Below are 19,832 nucleotides of genomic sequence, written 5' to 3' on the forward strand. Positions count from 1 at the left end.
GCACATGAGCCCAAAACGAAGAAGGAGAAAGCCAAGAACTTGACCGAACCCACAGACCCGTAACATACCTAAAAGGAGGGTCAATTCTCGGTGGAAATGCCGGGTTACTTCTCAATGGAAATCAACACTGATAGGGGATGATTGCTCAAATTCTTGCCGTGCGGCTTGCATGCGCGCTTCCATCTCAGCCTTTAGAGGCGCGTATTCCTCGATTTTGTAGCGGAGCTTTCGAACCGCGCCCTCGCACTTCCAAATCTCGCGCCCGAGTTGGGCGTGAACCAGCGCCTTCGTATCTCCAAGCGGATCAGCGGCAGACCTGGCAGACGCGATAAACTGTGAAGGAAAATCGCCGTTCGCATTCTGGGCGGCATCGGCGGTCTCCGAGAACGCAGCGGCAATCGTTATATTGCCGTCAATCTGATTGTTCTCGTAGCGGTGGAGTAGGAGCCCAAAACTGGCCTCAAAACGATATTTCTCAAGCGTCTCGACGATCTTTGCAGGCTCGTATTCCCAAAGCCGCGCGGCATAAGTGCCATATTCCTCAACCTCGAACATCAGACTTTGCGCTTTTGAGACCAAGGACAGGCAAGACAGAAAATCGTCTTCGCTCGGGCTCGCTGCATAGGCCTGCGATGTCATGACCAATGCCGCAGCCATAGCGATCGGTTTGAGACGCTTTGCTGTAAATCTGGCCATCTCGTTCCCCTCGAAAAGTGTTGATTTGCAATCGGCACTGATCGTCCACATTCACGGAATCCGCGTCAATACATGCCGAGCTGATTTCTGATTGCGGATCGAAATACACATATTTGCGCGCTAGAAGCGCGTTTAATTGACGTATGGCGCGCAAATATGAGAAAATGGAACGAGAATGATAGGAGATCGACATGGCGAACACACATGACACAAAGATGGTCAAACGCCTGAACACAACATTGCCGGACCCGCTTGCACTCTATGTCGGCGAGATCACTGGCAAAGGATCGCTTTACGAGACACCAAGCGAATTCATCCGCGATCTGGTCAGAAGACACATGGAAAAGACGCTGGAACAGGAACACGGCGAAATACGCGCACTGCTTTCCCAATCCTTGCGGGAGAACGACTATTCCGAATTATCGGATGACGATCTAGCCGACGCCCGTAGGGCAGCAGTTGAATAGGTTCTTATGCCCAGAATCATACGAAGCGCGCTATTCAAGCGCCAGCTCATTGACATCACATCCGGCTATCGCACACGTGCGGGATCGAAAATCGCCCTAAAGTTCGTTAACCAGATCGAAGCTGCAATCGGGTTCATCGCTGCGAAACCCTTGGCTTGCTCAGTCTACACACGTCTTGAGAGCAAGGAATTTCGCAAGTGGGGCATTCAGGATTTTCCTGTTTCGCTTTTCTTCCGGTTGGATGGTGAGGACACTATCATTCTCGAGGCACTTTATGCCCACCGCATGAATATCGCGGCGCGGTTGCCTAAAGACACCGAGTAACCCTCACTCCGCAGCATGTTCGTGCTCCTTATCACGTCCCCAAATCCGGACTGCTCTGTTTCGGAACCGGCGCTGTCTGTGCGGTCTCTCTTTTTTGACTTCTCTGGGTTCATGTCAGGTGACTCGATCAGACGCTTTACATCGCCGCGCAGTTCTCTGATAGCATCGAGATGTTGCCGACAGCAGCGCACAGGCTGCTTTCAAAGCGCAGCTAACACGCATCGTGGCCTTGCTGGACATCGGCGATGACGCAGAGAGACCATTGATCGATCTCTACCCATAATATTGGCGCAGGCTGATGGTTTCAGACATCTTTGTAAAACTCATAGTAATGAAGGACTACCAGGTCTTGGGAATTCTGACTTATCTTGTCGCCGAACTCTTGGAGAGTGGCAGCGCCTTGGTCGAGGGCCTTGGGAGTTATGTTCAAGACCGATACCGCCAATAACTGGATAAAACTAGGTCATGATTCATAAAAAATACTCTATAAACTTTATCTATATTACTTCCGATTTCCACCCCAAGAAGAAAAAAAGGCGCTCTTTAGAACCTTCAATTGGCGGAGTGACTCTGTGTCTCAAATCTGCCCGAAGTAAATTTACCTGATTTCCTTTGCACTCAACATCGTGAATGACGCCCATGTCATCCATATAGTCAAGTGTTGCTCGACCACTCAATGTACATAAAAAAAGTGGTATCGACCTAAATTCTGGCGGATCGATATGGAAATCGTAGGCTCCGCTACGATATACGTCAGACGTCCGATACCATTTCAGAATTGAAAAGTTGAATTTTAGTCCGAGCGTGTCTTCCGCGTATTCTTTTGCATCCATTATCACAGTTGGCGAACTGTCGCTATCATTAAGGAAAAACTCCAGTTTTCTGATTTCACTATTCGAAATTAGTTCAATGAGTTCCTCAAGAATTTTTTCAGGAAAAAAATCCTGATAGACTAGGCAATCTTCGGTCATCGAATCACCTCAATCCAGTTTTAAAACATCTTTGATCTTTGTGATTTCTTCAGGTTGTAATCTTTCATCGCCTTATCGAGAATCTGCAAAAGTTGAACGCCATCATCAACAGATGCGGCGTCACCAATCGAGCTATCCTTTCCGGACAATGACTTGGAGATTTCTTCAGCTAAGACACTTAGGGACTTCCTAAAAATCGAGGATCCCGGACGATTTTGATACTGCGCAATTTGCGCTTCAGTGAACCATTTTGGTTGAAGCGCCCCTTCCACGAAGTAGGATGGATTTCCAAGTCCATCAAAATAAAGGCATCCTTTAGAGCCAAGTATTTCTATCTCGAACATTCCTGGTCCGTGTGATGCAGCACTTGTTGTGACGTATCCCTCAAAACAATCGTAGTCCAATGAAGCTGAAAAGAAATTCGAGACATCGACCACCCGTTCAGTTTCAGACCCATTCGGACGACGAAGTTCGTGGACAGGATCCATGATTACGCTTGCTGTGATAGGCATTCTTCCGCTTAGAAAGTTCACAAGATCGATCAGATGTGTTCCCATGGCTAATCGGACGCCACCGCCACGATCTTTCTCAAACTCCCAGGTCCAAGGCCTGTCTGGCGAAGCGAACGCCCCCCCTCGCTGTCTAACAACGATAGAATAGACCTTACCAAAAGCGCCGTCGCTCCATTGCTTTCGAATAGCACGCAGAAATGGATTGAAACGGAGTTGGTGCCCCACTATCGTGAGCAAATCTGGTGAACGTCGGGACATCGCCTGCTGGACCTTTACAGCTTCATCAGCCGAGTTCGCCACAGGTTTTTCTAAATAGAGATGGCATTCGGTATTTGCGGCAGCGATCATGTGTTCCGCATGAAACTCGTTTGGGGACGCAACGCAGATCAAATCGAGTTCCGACATATCAAGTAGTTGATCGAAGGTCACAGCGTTAGCATCTGGCAAATGCTCATTTGCAACCACTTCGGCTCGCGCCGTTGAACTGCCAGAAACAGCCACTATCTCAAAATGGTCAGTGCTTAGTAGTGCTGGCGCTATGGTTCGAACACCATGACCTGTTCCGACTATTCCTACCTTAAATCTCTCGCGCATCACCTAGTTCTTCCCGTGCTTAAACAACCTCAGATGTTGGCCTTTCGAGAAAAATGGAAATCTCTCGTGGCAAACCTAAAACCAAGCGTATTCCATTCTGAAATCCACGATTGGCTGGCAAATTACTATTTCTATAGGTTGGAACAAGGTTCGCCGTATTCCAGTCAAAACAGCCTCCGCGCAATACTTTGCTAGCGCCTTGTGTAGGGCCGACGGGATTCTCCGATTCTATATCTGTGCGATCGGCGTACAGGTCTTCCTGATACCAATCAGAACACCACTCGCGAACGTTACCTAGCATGTCACAGATCCCCCAAGAATTTTCCCTTAAAGAACAACCAACATGGGTCGTATTCTCAGCATTTTCTGCGAACCAAGCGTAATCAGGAATAGAGGACTTCGAGAAGAGAACTGAATCGTCCTGACCGCCTGATCGGCAGGCATATTCCCATTCGGCCTCAGTCGGCAATCGACAGCCGTACCAGATAGCTGCCATTTGAGCTTCATACCATGTTACCCATATCACTGGATGTTCGGGCGACGGAGATCTGGAAGAGTCGGGGCGCCCCACTAGAAACGGAAGATCTGATACGTCTCGATTGCGCAATGTGATCTTACTAATACTATAGGTATCTAAAGAGACTTTGTGGGCGGGACGTTCGTCCACTGTCCGATCTTCTCGATCAGTTCCCATCATAAACGTACCTGATGAAATATCGATGAATTGGAGCTGTTCCTGGATGCGCTTGCGACGCTGTTCAACACTATCAAGCGCAAGCGCTTCAACAATCAGGGCCCTAGACTCCTCAGTACGGTCTTGAATAAGTATGAGCGTTGAAAGGATTTCCCAAATCACCTCTGCAGATTGTGTTCTGGGTAGAAGTTCTCTGATGGTGTCAAGAGCGACCCGCTCCGATCCCGCCTTGCCTTCCCGTTCGACAATGAGCGATCTCAGATCACGAACGAGATCTGAAAGCTCATCAGGTGTCTTTTGTTGAAGGTTTCTTGCAATCAGTGCTTCTGTCTCGAAGGGACTCTCAGACAGCGCTCGAAGTGCTAAACCGGTATTTACTTGCCACACATCTGTTGTAAATTTAACTAAGTTTTCTTCGCTTATCATTCCTGTGGCTAGTCGAATTGGTTCTTCCCATGCCTTTTGTAACGCTATTTCAGAAATGGTGGGGCCGGGATCGTTTGCAAGAAACCTGGCTACAAAGAATTCCCAAACTGTACGATGTACGAATTCAATCGATTTTCCGGTTCTCTGAAGAAGTCCAGTGTTCTCAATAACCTCTTCAAGAATAGCAGCGGCAGCTTCGGAAGGATGATTGGGGGCAGCCGAACCGTTAAGGTGACTAGACAGAAAGCCTTGAATGGCAAACAAAAATTCTTGTTCAGCATGAATTTTCGTTGGATCAATTCTGAACAGACGGTGTGCAATCACGGTCAAACACTCAACAAGCTGATCCTCTTCAAGCCTATCCTGAGTACGTATTCGCCGCCTTTCCAATACAGCTAAAATGCATTGGCTAATTAATTGAGCACGTTGCCTCGGCAACTCGACGGCTTCGCCTGCATAGTTTGCCATGAGGGCCAACATGAAAGGTACTTCGGCGAGCTCGCGTATGGGCTCTGACGTCTTGATTAACTCTCGAAGCGCAGCTGCCGTAGTCGGGTTTCCATGTTCTCCGACGTATTTAAGCGCCTGCTCGGTCGACAGCGGACTTATTCGATACAGAGTATAATCTGTCCAACGGCCCTTATCGAAAGCGCTGGGCCGCGCCGTTATGACGATGCTACAGCGAGGGTGAAGAATCTCGAATGCCTTAATGAGGCGCCGCACGTCATTTCTTTCATCTTCATCCAACTCATCAAGACCGTCCACTAATATGGTTGTCAATGTCGCAGGAAAGCAATCTTCTCCCATAATATAGTCAGAAGTTAATTTTCCTGCTGTTCTAACCATGCCCTTAATCGCGGCTTTGATCCTTTCTGATAAATCCTTACAGCCAGATTCCGATATTGACTTCGCACGCAAGATAATTGGAACTCGCAGCGAATTATCGGTATTAGCGCCGGTCATATAGAATGCGATTAAACGCGCAAGCGTTGATTTTCCGCTGCCTGGCACCCCTGTCACAAAAATACGACGACCGTCGTCTTGAAAAAGTCGGTCTACGATATCAAAGTCTGCAACAACCGACGGTATTGCCTTGCCTTTTAAAGACAAAGGCACATACGCATCAACCAGTGGCTTCTTTTCCACACCATGCATACCATTTAGAACTTCCGTAGCCTGCAATCTTTGGCGAAATTCTTTGTTGTAGTGCCGTATAGCTGCTTCAAGACTGTCGATTGTTGGGCCTTGGTACTCTGCCTCGTCAATCTGGAGAACATCGCGGAGCAACCATTCCTTTAGGGTAACTTCGCCATCAAAATTATGTATCCCCCTAATAACTTCAGGAGAGATGCAATCAACTTTGGGACCACGTAGGCGACAGATGAAGATATCAGTATTTGCACGAGAATCCCACGCACCAAGTTCACGAAAGAAGTCAGCGTCAGTTCTAGTACCGTCTGCCCAAATTCCAATTGCTATGTCTGTGTGGGGATTCGATGGCTTGGGCCCGGGATCCGCGTCGATATCAAGTGGAATGTCCAAGTCATTCAGGATGTCGGTCACTTGCGGAGCAAGGTCACGGCCTCTCTTGCAATAGAAAACACGAACCTTCCGTAAGGTCACATTATTCATCACTCAGCCCCTCGTGACCCGAAGTTTTTTGACCCAGAGACAGATTTAATGGGCCTAACTTCTTTGAGAACGCTCTGCTGAGATCTTCTTCTTGTATCGCTCCCGGATGCTTCAGTTTCTCAACTGTTGCACTCATCGCTAACGAGGCGGCCAATGAGGTTGTCATGATTTCCGACTCCGAAATCGCTAACAACAAACCAGTAAGCGTATCTCCCGCACCAGTTGGATCAACGACGGCGCTATCACTTAGTAGGTGATGATTTTCCACCACAAAGGAATTCATCCTTCCAGAGGACATGTTGAAGACCGTGACTGACTTGTGCTTCCGCAGCACAATTGTCTTTTCGCCATCTCGCATCATGCGGGCTATTCGTTCAGCGACACTTTTCTCGCGTTCGTCCCTGAGCCGGCCACCTAGAACAGCGAACTCGCGCTCGTTCAAATGAAGCAATGAAGCCGTGGCAATCACTCTTTTTGCAGCATCAGAGAGATTGTTGACCCACACCGCCCCAGGATCAACCGATATGCGCAGTGGAACATCTTTCTGCAGAGTTAATTCGATTAATTCCGCGAGCTTTTCTGTTGTTTTTACATCAAGAAACGAAGTAACATGAACTTTTGAGAAAGTAGACAAATACTCACTGATCTCATATCGCTTAATATCAAAATATTCCGCAGCTAAGCTATTAGCGCCTGTAGTCGTCAATAAAGTCCTATCCCCATCATATGAAAAAGACATTGAATTTGCGCATGGTCTATTTTCTTTTTTTAGAAAATCGACCTCAATATTCTTTTCATTTAGAAAATTCCAGTGGGGATAAGTCCCATCAACATGACCTACGACGCCAACGAAACCAAGTCGAAGCAATGCTCCCAGCAGGGCGGCCGACCTAATCGCGTTAAAGCCAGAACCACCCAACTCTGATCGGCAAGAGTCTTGCGGTAGATGGTGCAGTATTTCACTATTTTCGTCTTCCGAGATCGCGGTCTCCGAAAAGTCGACACTCTTGCCTGGTCGCGAAGCAAGAACCATATCACGAATATTTGAATCTAGTCTGGACAAGCAAACATAGTCACGGTTCATTGCGCCGATAAAACAAATGCCATTTGGCGAATTTGAAACCACCCTACCTGACATCAGCTGGTACACCCACGCAGCCAAGATAGTCTGCGCCCGATTTCGGAAACTTATTCTTGTTCATTGCAAAGAAATGGCAATCAGAGAAACGAGTCTCACTACAATGTGCTTGTGCTATATTTGAACTCTGAAAATCGCATCTAACAAAAAGGCAGCGGGAAAGATCAACTGCCCTCATTATCACACCATCAAATTTAACATCCTCGAATATTGCACCTTTGAGAGAAACGCCAACTATTTCTACACGATTTAACTCACAATTTGTGAACTGCGCCCTAGAGAGGTCCGCAGAATCCCATTTGGACTCTTCGAATATTCGACTCGTAAAATCCTGCCCCGAGAGCTTGTGATCAGAGGTTAGTTCAATCGAAATTTTACCGTCAACTTCTAGCCGATCTAGATGCTCGTTCACGCCTGACTTTAAATGTCCTGCAGCAAGATTAAGATCAACCTGCGCTTGCCTGATGCTCTCTTTGCGCTTTTCATGATCCCCTATTAAGTAGTCTACAAGCACAAATAATACTGCGGTCTTCAAACCCTCTGTACCGAGCGACAATAAAGCTTGCTGCAAGCTTATGTTTGGATCCGTATAGATTGAAAACGCAAACGATACGACGCCGACAAAAAACAAGCAGCTAAGGATAAAAACCTTGCGAGTCATTCCAAATCACCAGGTTCGATACTCAATATCAGCGATACCTGCTGCGGAGTCTGTATATTTGAAACTACTAACCTGAAAGCGGTACAAAGTGCTCGACGCAGCGCTGGAAATCAATTCAGCGACTGGTGAAAACTTTTCTAGTGACCCCTCGAATGACTTCCCATATTGAACGATATAATCACTCATTCGGCTGAAGTCTGTGATTCTACTCACTACACCCTTCAACTGTACGCCAGTTTTTTCTTTGTAGTTGCTTTCATGATCATAAACCGCAACCGCTGCTAGGCTGTTTTTTTCGAGACCAATGATGTGTTCACTTGTCGCTCTCGACTTGAAAATCAGTCCACCTTCATTGTCGAAAATGTAGAAAATTGTAGCCGCTTGAGGGGAGCCATCGGCAGCGAGTGTAGCCAAGACTCCCACACAATGACTTTGGAGAAAGTCCGCCACCTCTCTTTTCATGCCGTAAATTCCCCCATTTCGATGCTGTTATTGCAGGCCATAGTTGCAAATATGTCAACAGTGTTAAATTTGGTTATCGGAAATTTTTCTAAGCGTCTCTCTTCGCAGTGCCCTAGCCCAGAGCCGATACAAATACTCATTCATATATGAATAAATTTTTATGTAGATACCCCTAATAAGAAAATATTTCAAATTTAATTACTTCCATAAAATAATCTATATTTATAAAATCGGAAGTTTGGCAAATTACACATTTCGTATCTTGCGATATATTCTATATTTACCGTTCTAAACTAGAATCAAACTGGATTCGAGAACGACGGCGAGGTCGACTTGTCCTTGAATGAGTGGACTCTTTAGGGGCAACCTGCATTAGGCGCTTTGCATCGTCACGCAGTTCCCTAATCCCCTCGAAATGTTTCATGCGTTCCAAACGGGATTTTTCATCCTGCGCTTTCATTACGGTAAGACGTCGGTTTCTTTGGGCGCGTAATTCTTCGCGGCGGTGGTTCGCCATCTTCGCAGCTTCAGCCTTGTTGAGCTCAAGCGTTCGCTTTCGCTTGCCTGTAAGCCAGTCCCAAAGACCGGGAAGACCTTTTCTCAAACGGGCCTCGCGGATAAGTACTTCATGAGCTTGCTGCCTTCTGTGGCGCTCCCGAACGCGTACCATTTGTCGCTCGTGCTTCAATTGCAGCTTCTCTTTGAGCTCCAAAGCACCGGCGCGGTTTGAAGCAATCTCCTTGAGCTGCTCCACACGCAACGCAGTAAGGCGTTCAACGAGTTGCCGAGCAGCGCGTGTTTGGGCCTCGACCACTGAAGGCTGCCGATCTGGCGTCCCTAGCTTTTCCTGGATTTCTTTCGAAGTCTTTCCCGTATAAGTGCGTACCGCATAGACTTCGCCTCTAAAGTCAACAGCAACATGGCCGCGCTTGCCCTTGGCAAGAATATAACCTCGCTCTTCGAGAGCATGGGTAAATGCTGCTGCGGAATCCGAGATCGACCAAGCGTCTCTGAAATCCTCTTGCAGCCGATGAATATCCTTTTTGGCGCGCTTGCATTGCTGCCACTGTTCCAGCGTGAAATTGCGCGGATCTCTGTCCTTCGAGTTGATCAGACCCGGCGGCATATTAAGATCATGATGCAAGTGCAATTCGCGCGAGACCTCACGAAGCTTTCTTTTTGTGAAAGGGAGATGAACGGCTTTCATTTGATCTACGTCGATCCTGCACCACACGGCATGGGCATGAGACCGGACAACACCGTCATCGCCGCGTTTCCAGTGACGGACAATAGCGCGGGGCTGCCTTGTCAGACCAAGCTCTTTCTCAACGCGATCGGCAGCGTCAACATAGTCCTCATCCTTGATATCGGCACCTGCCGGTGGATTGATGCTCAAAGAGAATAAATGCTGCCGACAGCGTGTCGCTTTGCTGACGGCATACGATTCGACAAACGCATCTTTAAGATTGTCGGCGATGAAGCCGCGCATCTCCACAAGCTCAACCCGCTCGTTTTCCGGCTTCATAAGATGGGCAGCGAGATCACGCCCGCCGCCCCGTTGATTGCCGTGAAGGATCATTCGCCTTTGCCTTCACGCGGACCGAGAAAGGCAACAAGGTCACGGCGCATGGCGATAGCCGCAGCACAGGCTTCTTCGATTGTTTCGACAACTTCATCATCGACAGCCAAATTGCCCTTGGCGGCCAGCTCGTAGATTCTCCGCAATGAGGAATGAAGTTCCGAACGCCCGAGTTCCCTGAGTGTGCGAGCAACGATCTCAACGTCACTTCTGCGCTTCCCATTCGCTCCCGACGTTTCAGCTTCATGCCCTCGCAGCACATAGTCTTTGATGTAGGGGCCAAGCGCTTGCCCATTTGCACGTTCCTCCAATTCAGCACGTTCTGAATTCGAAAAACGGATGGACACAGGTGACGGGCGTTTCGCCTTAGAGCGACGTATGCCGACGGCAGACGCAAATGCCGGCTGCACGTTATCTACTTGAGGACGATTTTTCATAGGCCCGGCTCCATCGGCGCAGGCTTCTCTTGTTCCTCAATCCAGTATTCGAAATCACTTTGGCGAAGCTGGTGGTTCCAATCGGCAAATGTCTCGAACAATTCCTCTATCTGATCGCTGGAAAATTGTTCAAACTTTTGATCTTTGGCAGCACCATTTTTATGAAGCTTGATAAGATCCATTTTCATAGAAAATCCACTATCATTATATTTCATTCATGCGACTATAATGTCGGCATTAAGCCCTGATTATTGGCGTCAATTGGCGCAGCTTTGCGCGTCATCTAGTGACGACAGCGCCTCCAGACAGCTGATGACATCACCATACTTTCCCCTCAGTTCGGACACTTCTCTTTTAAGAACTCTCACTTGCTCTTCCGAATACTCAGCATCCCTCTTGAGATCATTCGCTATAGAAACGAGCCTATTATACTCCCCCACCAAACCATCGTAATCTTCATTTAGATTGTTGAAGTCAGACTTACAAACAAAGCCGTTGTAGTCACAAGTGTAGGAGTTGAAACAGACAGAATCATTCGCAACGCACTTCGCGAAGCTCGAACAGACCTTGTCTCCATAATCCAAACATGCACCTTCGCGCCCCCAAGGACAACTAAAGCTCTGCTGAGACTGCGCGGTCTCAACAGAACCCACACCAACAGATACTAAATAAAATAAGCAGGTAGCCGCCTTCATTATTTTCATCACCAGCTCCCATGAAGTGATTCTACTTATCGGACCAAAGGCGAAATATTCCAAGTCTAAAATAAAACATAAGCTGCCGATCCTAATCTATCAATCGCCCTTTCCAAGAGCATACAACCAAGCTCACCCGGCCCTCAGGTTGCATCCCGCAAAGTTAGGAGCGGCAACTCCGAGCCTGTCAAGTAGAGCTTCGACAGAACCGCCGCGAGTTTGTTCAAGCTTGCCGGAACTCATGAAGCTGCCTATGCATTTGCCAGAATTGTCCCTTCCCCGTTTCCGGAGCCCCCTGATGCCCTTGTCTGACGCTATTTCCCTGCTCGTTGAAGCACGCACCTCTGGCAATGTCCTGGACAGGCTGCCAGAGAGCTGCCGCCCGCAAACCAATGCGGAAGCCTACCGGATCCAGAAAGAGGTCGCAGACCGTCTCGGGCTCACGGTTGCCGCCTGGAAAACCGCTGCTGCCGGCCCGACCGGTCCCGTGGCAGCACCGATTTTCGCAGGCACCGTTCACACCGCTCCCGTTCAGTTAAAAGCCGCCGCTCTGGAAACCGAAATCGCCCTGCGCGTTTCGAAGGATCTGCCGTCCCGCCCGGACGCGCCCTACAGCCGAGAAGAGATCCTGGCCCATGTGGATGCCATGGCCATGGCCTTTGAACTGGTCGACTGGCGGCTGACCTCGCCGGACGTGAGCCCCACCGAAAAGGCCGCTGACTATTTCGCCAATGCCGGGCTCGTCATCGGCACGCCGGTCCCGATTGAAGGCGACATCAGCTCCCCGCTCGCAGACATCATCCTGACCTGCAACGGCGTGGCGGAAACCTACGTCCCCAACGAGATCGACCCTGTCGAATCCCTTCGCGCCTATGCCAGCACCGGCGGCGACCAGTTTGGTGGCCTGAAAGCCGGACAGTGGGTCACGACCGGCTCCATGACTGGCCTCCAACGGGCACCAGCAGCCGGAAAATGGCACGCAAGCTGGAAAGGTCTGACTGCTGTCGACCTGGAAATCACAGGCTAGACAACTCATATCTTAGCCTAATTTCTGCCCCCGCATAAAATCGTCGTGCATTGCAAAATTACGGGTACTTCCCCGCAGAAGACTGTCATTGCTGCAAGGCAATATCCTGCCTTGCAGCCACATTTTCCGCAGATCCCCCTGCGTCCGCAGCTGTCATCCCATCGTTGTGAAAGCACGGTAAAAGAGCTCTTGCACATATGTGCAAAGCCTAGTTACCGCCTGTTTCCGGGCCTCCGGCGACAGCGTTTCAATGAGCGGGGATACCTTGATGACCATTCTGTCTGCGAAGCTCCGGCAATCGACGGCTGCTGCCGTTCTTGCCCTCACTGCCACTGCTGTTTCCGGCGCGGCGCTTGCCAAGGACCTGACCATTTCCGTGTGGTCCGGCGGCACCAACGAAACCGAATCCTACCGTATCGAGAACATCGCGATCGCGGCTGATCTGCTGGAGCGCGAATATGCGCTGCGCGGCGAAGAGCTGCACATCAAGGTCGAAGGCAAATACGACTTCGCAGGCTGGGCCGAATTCAAGCAGGCCGTGACCCTGGCCGCGGAAGCAGGCACCGCGCCGAACATCGTCGTCAGCTCCCACCTCGACCTGGCGCCGTGGAGCCAAGCGGGCCTGATCGTGCCGATTGAAGATTACGTCGATCTGGACGCCTGGCCGCTCAACGACATTTACGAAAACCTGATCGACATCACCTCCTACAATGGCCAGGTCGTCGGTCTGCCGCAGGACGCCGAGTCCCGCCCGTTCTTCTTCTGGCGCGATACCTACAAGAAGATCGGCTACACCGATGAGCAGCTGGATGAGCTTCCGGCAAAGATCCAGTCCGGCGAATACACGCTGAAGAACGTCTTCGAAGACGCCAAGAAGGCCGTCGACATGGAGATCGTCGAAAAAGGCTACGGCTTCTACCCGCGCCCGAGCAACGGCCCGGACTACGCTCAGTTTTACCAGTCCTTCGGCGGTGAACTGATGGACAAGGAAACCGGCAAGCTGGTTCTCGACAAGAAAGCCATGACCGAGTTCTACCAGTTCTTCGTTGACTGCGTGAACGCTGGTCTGACCCGCAAGAACCACCTAGGGACCGACTGGAACCAGTGGTACAGCGAAGTGGCAACCGGCAAGGCAGCCACCTGGCACGGCGGCACCTGGCACTATGCCCGCTATACCGGCAAGGAAGGCCTGTCCGATTTCTTCGGCAAGATCCAGTTCTCCCTGATCCCGGCGGGCAATGCGGAAGGCCGTGCCAACACGATCACCCAGCCGCTGGCCTATATGATCACCAAGCAGACCGACGAAGAAGCGATGGAAATCGCCGCTCAGCTGGTGAAGATCGCTTCCGAACCGCGCCTGAACTCTTACCACGCGATCAAGTCGTCTCACCTCGGCATTTCCCATCAGCAGTCCAACATCGGGTTCTACGCGAACGACCGCTGGGCAGCTGAAGCGACCGAGCGCCTGCTTCCCTTTGCCAACGCCCAGCCGAACCACCTGAAGTACGGCCAGTTCTCCGAGCTGATGTACAAGGGCCTGGAAACCGCATGGACCGGCACGAAGTCCCCTGAGGATGCCGTTGCCGAAGTCGAAGTCGAAATGAAGGCCGCTCTTGGCGACGATCTGATCGTCCGCTAACCGCCTTCCCTGATGCCGGGTGGGTTACTCCCTTTTCTCCCACCCGGCATTCACCCTCAGCCAGGGAACAATTTCATGCGGCGCTCCCATCTGCTTGGGCTCGGCTTTATGACGCCGGCCATCCTTCTCACGCTCGCGCTCTTCATCATCCCGGTTCTTCTGACCGGCGTGTTCTCCTTCACCAACATGAGCACATCCACCGGCATCACCGGCGGCGCCTATGAGATCAACCCGCGCTCCATCCGTCTGATGAAGGATGCAGGCCTGCGCGAGGGCCTGATCGGAGATCTGGAAGAGAATCTCTACAAGGTTGACGCGGACGGTCTGGCTCTGGTGGAAAAGGACTTCGGCAAGAAACTCGCGGAAGAGATGAAGGGCGCCTATGACGGCCAGACCTTCAAGGACCGCCGTGAACTCGTCCGCGCCATCAAGGATCTGAAGTCCCGCCCCCGCTCCAGCCGCGACCTGAACAAGGCGGCCGATCTGTTCCAGAAGTCCATTCTAAATGTGCGCTACGACAGCGAAACCGCCTTCCTGAGCGGGCTGGGCAACCTGGGCATCACGCTTCAGGACGGGGAACAGGCGGAGGTCACCCGCTTTGCCTATACGGGCTGGATCTGGACGACCGGGAATTTCAGCAACATGGCGGCCATGCCCTCCACCTACCGGGCGGCCTTCAACACGGTGCTCTACATTGCCTTTACGCTGACGTTCAACATCGCCTTCGGTGTCTTCCTAGCGGTCGCCACCTTCTACCTGCCTTCCGCCGCGGCCTCCACATTCCGGACCATCTGGTTCCTGCCGCGCATCCTGCCGCACGTACTCTATGTCATCCTGTGGAAGTGGTTCACATGGGACACCGGTTTCCTGTCGCAGGTGCTGGAGCCCTTCGGCGTCACCCCGCGCAACTGGATGATGGACACGGAGATCAATGCCTGGGTTTGCGTGGTGCTGATCAACGGCTTTGTCGGCGCCTCGCTCGGCATGATCCTGTTCTCCAGCGCGATTAAGGCGATCCCCTCCTCCATGCTCTATGCGAGCGAGGTGGATGGTGCTTACCGTCTGCAACAGGTGCGCTACATCATTCTGCCGCAGTTGCGCTGGCCGATCCTGTTCACCTCGATCTACCAGACGCTCTCGCTGCTCACGTCCTTTGACTACATCTATCTGGCGACGGACGGCGGGCCCGGCAGTTCGACGACCGTCTGGGCGCTTTATGCCTTCAAGACCGCGCTGAACAATTATGGCGGCAACCTGCAATACGGCTACGGCGCGGCGCTCGCGCTGGTGCTGGTCGGTATCGGCATTCTCGCATCGGTTCTCTACCTGCGGCTCTTCGACTTCAAGAGCATGAACGCCGCTCCGCGGATCGAGCAGTAGGACACTCCCATGACCAAGAACTTCAAGACCTGGCCGGTCTACATTCTCTTGAGCGTTCTCTCGCTGCCCCTGGTCATCATGTATGCCTATCTGCTGATAGACACATTCACGGTGACCACCCCCGGCTCGCTTGTTCCGGGGCCCTTCACGCTGCAGAACTGGCGCTTCCTCTGGCAGCCGCCGCAGCCGGGTCAGGCGTCCATCTGGGCGGCAACCCTGAACACGGTCCTCTTTGCGGGCGGCACGATGCTGATCGTGCTGATGACGTCTGCCACCGCAGGCTACGCCCTGTCGCGGCTCCGAATGCCCATGCGCAGCTTCATGCTGGCCGGTCTGATCATGCTGCACGCGTTTCCCACCGTGACGCTGATCATCTCGGTCTTCCTGATCCTGCAGATCATCGGGCTCTATGACACGTTGATCGGCGTGATCCTGGTGCGTGCGGCGCTGGACCTGCCGCTCGGCGTCTGGATCATGAAGGGCTTCTACGACAATGTGCCGTGGGAAATCGAAATGGCCGGGGTTCAGGATGGCGCCAACCGCTTCACCGTCTGGTGGCGGCTGATCCTGCCGCAGATCCAGCCAGGCCTTGCGGCCCTCGGCATCTTTTCCTTCCTGCAGGCCTGGAGCGAGTTCATCCTGCCGCAGGTTCTCGCCCCCGGCGCCAATGCCCAGGTCCTGTCTGTCTACATGCAGGCATTGATCAAGAGCGAAACCCAGATGGATTTCACCCTGTTCAAGACCATCGGGCTTTTCTACACCCTGCCCGTGGTCATCATCTATCAGATCTTCAACAAGAAACTCATGAACATCTATGGCGGAGGCACGAAGGGCTGATGCGTATCCTGATCGACAATTTCACAAAGACATTCGGGACCACCACCGTCATCCGCGATATGACCCTGGAGATTGAGAGCGGCGAAATGCTGGCGCTCCTCGGCCCTTCGGGATGCGGCAAGTCGACGACGCTGTTCGCAGTCTGCGGCATTCACCGGATGAACGGCGGACGGCTTCTGTTCGGCGACAGGGACGTTACCACCGTCTCCTCCCAGGACCGGAACGTTGGCGTGGTGTTCCAGAACTATGCGCTCTATCCGCATATGAACGTCTTTGAGAACATCTCCTTTCCGCTGAAGATCCGGAAGGAAAGCAAGGCGGATATTGATGCCAAGGTGCGCGAGATGGCCAACCTGGTCCATATCGAGGACCTGATGGAGCGCAAGCCCGCTCAGCTCTCCGGTGGCCAGCAGCAGCGTGTCGCACTTGCCCGCGCCCTGATCCGCAAGCCGGACGTCCTGCTGCTCGATGAGCCGCTCGCCAACCTCGACGCCAAGCTGCGTCTGGAGATGCGCTCGGAAATCCGACGCATCCAGCAGGAGACTGGTATCACCGCCATTCTGGTCACTCATGACCAGGTGGAAGCCATGTCCATGTGCGACCGGATCGCGATCATGAACAAGGGCCAGATCGTTCAGCTGTCGACGCCGAGCGAGATGTACAACGAACCGGCCTCCGCCTTCGTGGCCGGCTTCATGGGTAACCCGCCGATCAGCTTCCTTGAAGGCACTGTCGAGGGAACGTCCCTGTGTCTCGACCAGTCCAGCATCCTCCTGCCCCTGCCGGAAAGCCGCCGTCCCGCAAGCCCTGCGAGCCGGGTCAAGCTCGGCGTCCGTCCGGAGTATTTCCAGCCGGAGAACCCGGACAAGGTGGAAGGAAAGATCAGCTTCATCGAGATCCAGGGCCGCGAGACCCTTTATGACGTGACGCTTGAAAACGGCGCCGTCCTGCGCTCGATCCAGAGTTCCGGTCCTTTGCACAAGCTGGGTGACACGGTGCGTTGGGGTGTCGACCACAGCCGCGTGCTGGCCTTTGACGAAAGCGGTGCCCGGCTATGATAAGCCCCTTCCCGACCGCATCCAGAGTGGACATGGCCTGGCTGACCTCAGGCCGCCCGCTCGCCATCGCCCACCGGGGCGCCAGCGCCTATGCGCCGGACAACACGCTCGCAGCCTTCGCCCTTGCAGATGTGCTGGGCGCGGACATGTGGGAAGTTGACATCCAGCTGTCTTCTGACGGTGTTGCGGTTGTCTGCCATGACAGCGATTTGAACGCAGTCGCAGGCCTTGACGAGCCGGTCTCCTCCCTGCCCGCAGAAGCTCTGACGGCGCTTGCCACGCTTTCCGGCGAGCCGGTCCCGCTCTTCGGGCGAGTGGTGGAGCTGGCCCAGGCGAAAGGCGCGGCGCTTTATCTCGATGTGAAGAACAGCGCGGCCTATGAGGCGGCTCTAAGCGTACTTCAGCAGGCAGACTTCACGCGTGCCGTCTTCGGCATCAACGACGCAGCCTTCTGCCGCAAGCTGATCGATGAGGGTTGCCCCTATCCGGTCTCCATCCTCTTCGGTATCGGCAAGGATCCGTTCGAGATGGCGGAGCTTTCCGGCGCGGATATCCTTCACCCGTGCTGGGAGCGGGCGGGCGGCCGTCCGGACCAGCTCCTGACGCCAGCCTTCTTTGCCGAGGCACAGCGGCGCGGACTGCCTGTGGTGACCTGGCACGAGGAACGTCCGGATGTGGCAGCAGCCCTGCTTGAGCTGCCCGTTGCCGGGATCTGCTCCGACACGCCGCAGCTTCTGAAATCCTACAGGCACCGGTTCCCGGAGGCGCCCAAGGTTGTCTGCCACCGTGGAGCGTGTGCCATTGCGCCGGAAAACACGCTTGCCTCTGCCCATGCGGCCTTCGCAGCCGGGTTCCATGTGGTGGAACTGGACGTGCACCAGCTGGCCGATGGCAGCCTTGCGGTCATTCATGACGGCACGCTAGACCGCACGACCGATGGCACTGGTCCGGTCGCAGAGCAAACTTCCGACAGCCTTCAGGACCTGGATGCGGGCTCCTGGTTCTCCCGCCATTACACCGGCGAACCGGTACCGTTCCTCTCCGAACTTCTGACCTGCGCCTCTATCTGGTCGGGCCAGCTCTATATCGAGCTGAAGGAGACCGACCCGGCGGCGGTTCTGGCCGAAGTCGATCGTCATGATTTCTTCGAAAGCTGCTTCTTCTGGTCCTTCAACGCCAGCTATCTGCGGCAGATGAAGGCTCTGGAACCCAGAGCAAGATTCATGGCACGGCGGGAGGATTACAACAGCATCGAAGCCTGTCTGGAAGACCTCTCCCCTGTCATCGTCGAGTTCAACCAGGATAACCTTGATCCCGTCGACCTAGACAAGGTGCGCGCTTGCGGCAAGAAGGTCATGATTGCTTATATGGGCCGGGACCGGGAGATACAGGAGCGGATTCGCGCGCTTCGCCCGGATCTGGTGAACATCAACGATCTGTTCGGCTGGTCAAAGCTGATCGAAACCGCCGCGGCAAACTGACAGGGCAGCATGAGCGACACCAAGCCGCCAAAGCGCAAGGCGAACTCCATCGACGTTGCCATCCTTGCCGGGGTGTCCCGCTCAGCCGTCTCAAGGACCTTCACCGACGGCGCCAGCGTTTCGGAAGAAACCCGCACCAAGGTGATGCGTGCGGCGGAGCAGCTTGGCTACCGGGTCAATGCCCTTGCCCGCTCCCTGCACAAGCGCTCGGAGCTGGTGGGGCTTGTCACGGCGGACATGCACAATCCCTTCCGCGCTGAGCAGATCGACTGGCTTTCCAAGCTGTTGGGCGAGCGCGGCTTCAAGCCCATTTTCCTGCGGGGAGAGCGCCACGCGGATGTGTCCGACATGATCGGATCGCTGCTGGAATACCGTGTGGCTGGTGTGATCGTGACGTCAGACACCCCGCCTCAGGAAATCTGCGAGGAGTGCCAGCGCTATGGCGTCCCGCTGGTGACCATCAACAAGCAGGATACGGGCGCGCCGCTGGACCGGGTGATCTGTGACTTTGAAGCCGGTGGACGAATGGCTTTCGAGCACCTGAGATCCTCAGGCTGCAAACGGCTGGGGCTGGTTCTCCCGGAAAGCCCGTCCTACACCATCGCCGGACGGGCGGCCTCGTTCCGCGCAGCCTGCGGAGAAAACGGTCTCGATCTGTTGGAGATCCGGCACGGTGGCCAGGACTATCAATCAGGCCTGGAAGCTGCCGGTCTGGTGGCGGACCGGCGGGATCAGATCGACGGGCTCTTCTGCGTGGCCGACTATCTTGCCCTAGGCCTGCTGGATGGCTTGCGCCGCAAGCATGGCGTCAGACTTCCTCAGGACATGCGCCTGATCGGGTTCGATGACATTCCACAAGCAGGCTGGGACGGCTATCAGCTCACCACAATCCGCCAGAGCCGGGAAACCCTCGCCCGCCTCGCAATCGACCTCCTCTGCCGGAGGATCGACAGCCCGGAACTGGACCATCAGGAACTGATCTGCCCGCTGGAACTGGTCCTGCGCGAGACGTGACGAGCTCAGGATTGTCATGAGACGGCAGCCCATCCTTACCTGATGAGGATCTTCCTGGACGTTCCCTGGCAGAGATCGGCACGAAGCGGCGGGTTAAGGCCGGGCCGG

Annotated in this window: 20 protein-coding genes; 9 read left to right on the plus strand and 11 right to left on the minus strand. The window is 53.3% G+C overall.

What is annotated here, in order from left to right; translation table 11 throughout:
- Positions 1 to 111 precede the first annotated feature (111 nt).
- Positions 112 to 747 (minus strand): hypothetical protein, encoded by a 636-nt coding sequence (locus IG616_RS21415; RefSeq protein WP_192150760.1) that lies wholly within the window; start codon positions 745 to 747, stop codon positions 112 to 114.
- A gap of 140 nt (positions 748 to 887) precedes the next feature.
- On the opposite strand from IG616_RS21415, the gene IG616_RS21420 reads away from it, so the two are divergent.
- Together IG616_RS21420 and IG616_RS21425 are read left to right on the plus strand one after the other, a co-directional pair.
- On the plus strand, positions 888 to 1,163 hold the full coding sequence (locus IG616_RS21420) for a ribbon-helix-helix domain-containing protein (RefSeq protein WP_192150762.1): 276 nt from the start codon (positions 888 to 890) through the stop codon (positions 1,161 to 1,163).
- Positions 1,164 to 1,169: 6 nt separating this feature from the next.
- Positions 1,170 to 1,487, plus strand: a complete 318-nt coding sequence (locus IG616_RS21425; RefSeq protein WP_192150764.1) for a type II toxin-antitoxin system RelE/ParE family toxin — start codon at positions 1,170 to 1,172, stop codon at positions 1,485 to 1,487.
- 497 nt (positions 1,488 to 1,984) lie between these two features.
- On the opposite strand, the gene IG616_RS21430 is transcribed toward IG616_RS21425, so the two are convergent.
- From IG616_RS21430 to IG616_RS21475, 10 genes are all read right to left on the minus strand, one after another.
- Positions 1,985 to 2,458: a hypothetical protein gene (locus tag IG616_RS21430; protein WP_192150766.1), complete on the minus strand. Its 474-nt coding sequence runs from the start codon at positions 2,456 to 2,458 to the stop codon at positions 1,985 to 1,987.
- Between the two features lie 20 nt (positions 2,459 to 2,478).
- Positions 2,479 to 3,564 carry a Gfo/Idh/MocA family protein gene (locus tag IG616_RS21435; protein ID WP_192150767.1) on the minus strand — a complete coding sequence of 362 codons (1,086 nt, stop codon included), beginning with the start codon at positions 3,562 to 3,564 and terminating at the stop codon, positions 2,479 to 2,481.
- A gap of 19 nt (positions 3,565 to 3,583) precedes the next feature.
- Entirely contained in the window at positions 3,584 to 6,316 is a 2,733-nt protein-coding gene (locus IG616_RS21440; protein WP_192150769.1) for an SUMF1/EgtB/PvdO family nonheme iron enzyme, read from the minus strand.
- Positions 6,309 to 7,478 (minus strand): carbohydrate kinase family protein, encoded by a 1,170-nt coding sequence (locus IG616_RS21445; protein WP_192150771.1) that lies wholly within the window; start codon positions 7,476 to 7,478, stop codon positions 6,309 to 6,311. The genes IG616_RS21440 and IG616_RS21445 overlap by 8 nt, the downstream gene beginning before the upstream one ends.
- Positions 7,444 to 8,115: a pentapeptide repeat-containing protein gene (locus tag IG616_RS21450; protein ID WP_192150773.1), complete on the minus strand. Its 672-nt coding sequence runs from the start codon at positions 8,113 to 8,115 to the stop codon at positions 7,444 to 7,446. Before IG616_RS21450 ends, IG616_RS21445 begins: the two co-directional genes overlap by 35 nt.
- Before the next feature lie 6 nt (positions 8,116 to 8,121).
- Entirely contained in the window at positions 8,122 to 8,577 is a 456-nt protein-coding gene (locus IG616_RS21455) for a pyridoxamine 5'-phosphate oxidase family protein (RefSeq protein ID WP_192150775.1), read from the minus strand.
- A gap of 280 nt (positions 8,578 to 8,857) precedes the next feature.
- Positions 8,858 to 10,156: a relaxase/mobilization nuclease domain-containing protein gene (locus IG616_RS21460; protein ID WP_192150777.1), complete on the minus strand. Its 1,299-nt coding sequence runs from the start codon at positions 10,154 to 10,156 to the stop codon at positions 8,858 to 8,860.
- Entirely contained in the window at positions 10,153 to 10,593 is a 441-nt protein-coding gene (locus IG616_RS21465; protein ID WP_192150779.1) for a hypothetical protein, read from the minus strand. Before IG616_RS21465 ends, IG616_RS21460 begins: the two co-directional genes overlap by 4 nt.
- On the minus strand, positions 10,590 to 10,781 hold the full coding sequence (locus IG616_RS21470) for a hypothetical protein (protein WP_192150781.1): 192 nt from the start codon (positions 10,779 to 10,781) through the stop codon (positions 10,590 to 10,592). The genes IG616_RS21465 and IG616_RS21470 overlap by 4 nt, the downstream gene beginning before the upstream one ends.
- Positions 10,782 to 10,850: 69 nt before the next feature.
- Positions 10,851 to 11,297, minus strand: coding sequence for a hypothetical protein (locus IG616_RS21475; RefSeq protein ID WP_192150783.1), 447 nt, complete (start codon positions 11,295 to 11,297; stop codon positions 10,851 to 10,853).
- 289 nt (positions 11,298 to 11,586) lie between these two features.
- Between IG616_RS21475 and IG616_RS21480 the strand changes: the two genes are divergently transcribed.
- From IG616_RS21480 to IG616_RS21510, 7 genes are all read left to right on the plus strand, one after another.
- Positions 11,587 to 12,315, plus strand: a complete 729-nt coding sequence (locus IG616_RS21480; RefSeq protein ID WP_192150785.1) for a hypothetical protein — start codon at positions 11,587 to 11,589, stop codon at positions 12,313 to 12,315.
- A 268-nt stretch (positions 12,316 to 12,583) separates the two neighbouring features.
- Positions 12,584 to 13,954, plus strand: coding sequence for an ABC transporter substrate-binding protein (locus IG616_RS21485; protein WP_192150787.1), 1,371 nt, complete (start codon positions 12,584 to 12,586; stop codon positions 13,952 to 13,954).
- 75 nt (positions 13,955 to 14,029) lie between these two features.
- Positions 14,030 to 15,334, plus strand: coding sequence for a carbohydrate ABC transporter permease (locus IG616_RS21490; protein ID WP_192150789.1), 1,305 nt, complete (start codon positions 14,030 to 14,032; stop codon positions 15,332 to 15,334).
- Positions 15,335 to 15,343: 9 nt separating this feature from the next.
- The gene (locus tag IG616_RS21495; RefSeq protein WP_192150791.1) at positions 15,344 to 16,171 is read left to right on the plus strand and encodes a carbohydrate ABC transporter permease; all 828 of its coding nucleotides are present in this window, start codon (positions 15,344 to 15,346) and stop codon (positions 16,169 to 16,171) included.
- Positions 16,171 to 17,229 (plus strand): ABC transporter ATP-binding protein, encoded by a 1,059-nt coding sequence (locus IG616_RS21500; RefSeq protein ID WP_192150793.1) that lies wholly within the window; start codon positions 16,171 to 16,173, stop codon positions 17,227 to 17,229. The genes IG616_RS21495 and IG616_RS21500 overlap by 1 nt, the downstream gene beginning before the upstream one ends.
- A 32-nt stretch (positions 17,230 to 17,261) precedes the next feature.
- The gene (locus IG616_RS21505; RefSeq protein WP_192150795.1) at positions 17,262 to 18,710 is read left to right on the plus strand and encodes a glycerophosphodiester phosphodiesterase; all 1,449 of its coding nucleotides are present in this window, start codon (positions 17,262 to 17,264) and stop codon (positions 18,708 to 18,710) included.
- Positions 18,711 to 18,719: 9 nt separating this feature from the next.
- Positions 18,720 to 19,724 carry a LacI family DNA-binding transcriptional regulator gene (locus tag IG616_RS21510; RefSeq protein ID WP_192150797.1) on the plus strand — a complete coding sequence of 335 codons (1,005 nt, stop codon included), beginning with the start codon at positions 18,720 to 18,722 and terminating at the stop codon, positions 19,722 to 19,724.
- Positions 19,725 to 19,832: the final 108 nt, after the last annotated feature.

The organism is Roseibium litorale (assembly GCF_014842915.1).
In the GTDB taxonomy this organism is placed as follows: Bacteria; Pseudomonadota; Alphaproteobacteria; order Rhizobiales; family Stappiaceae; genus Roseibium; species Roseibium litorale.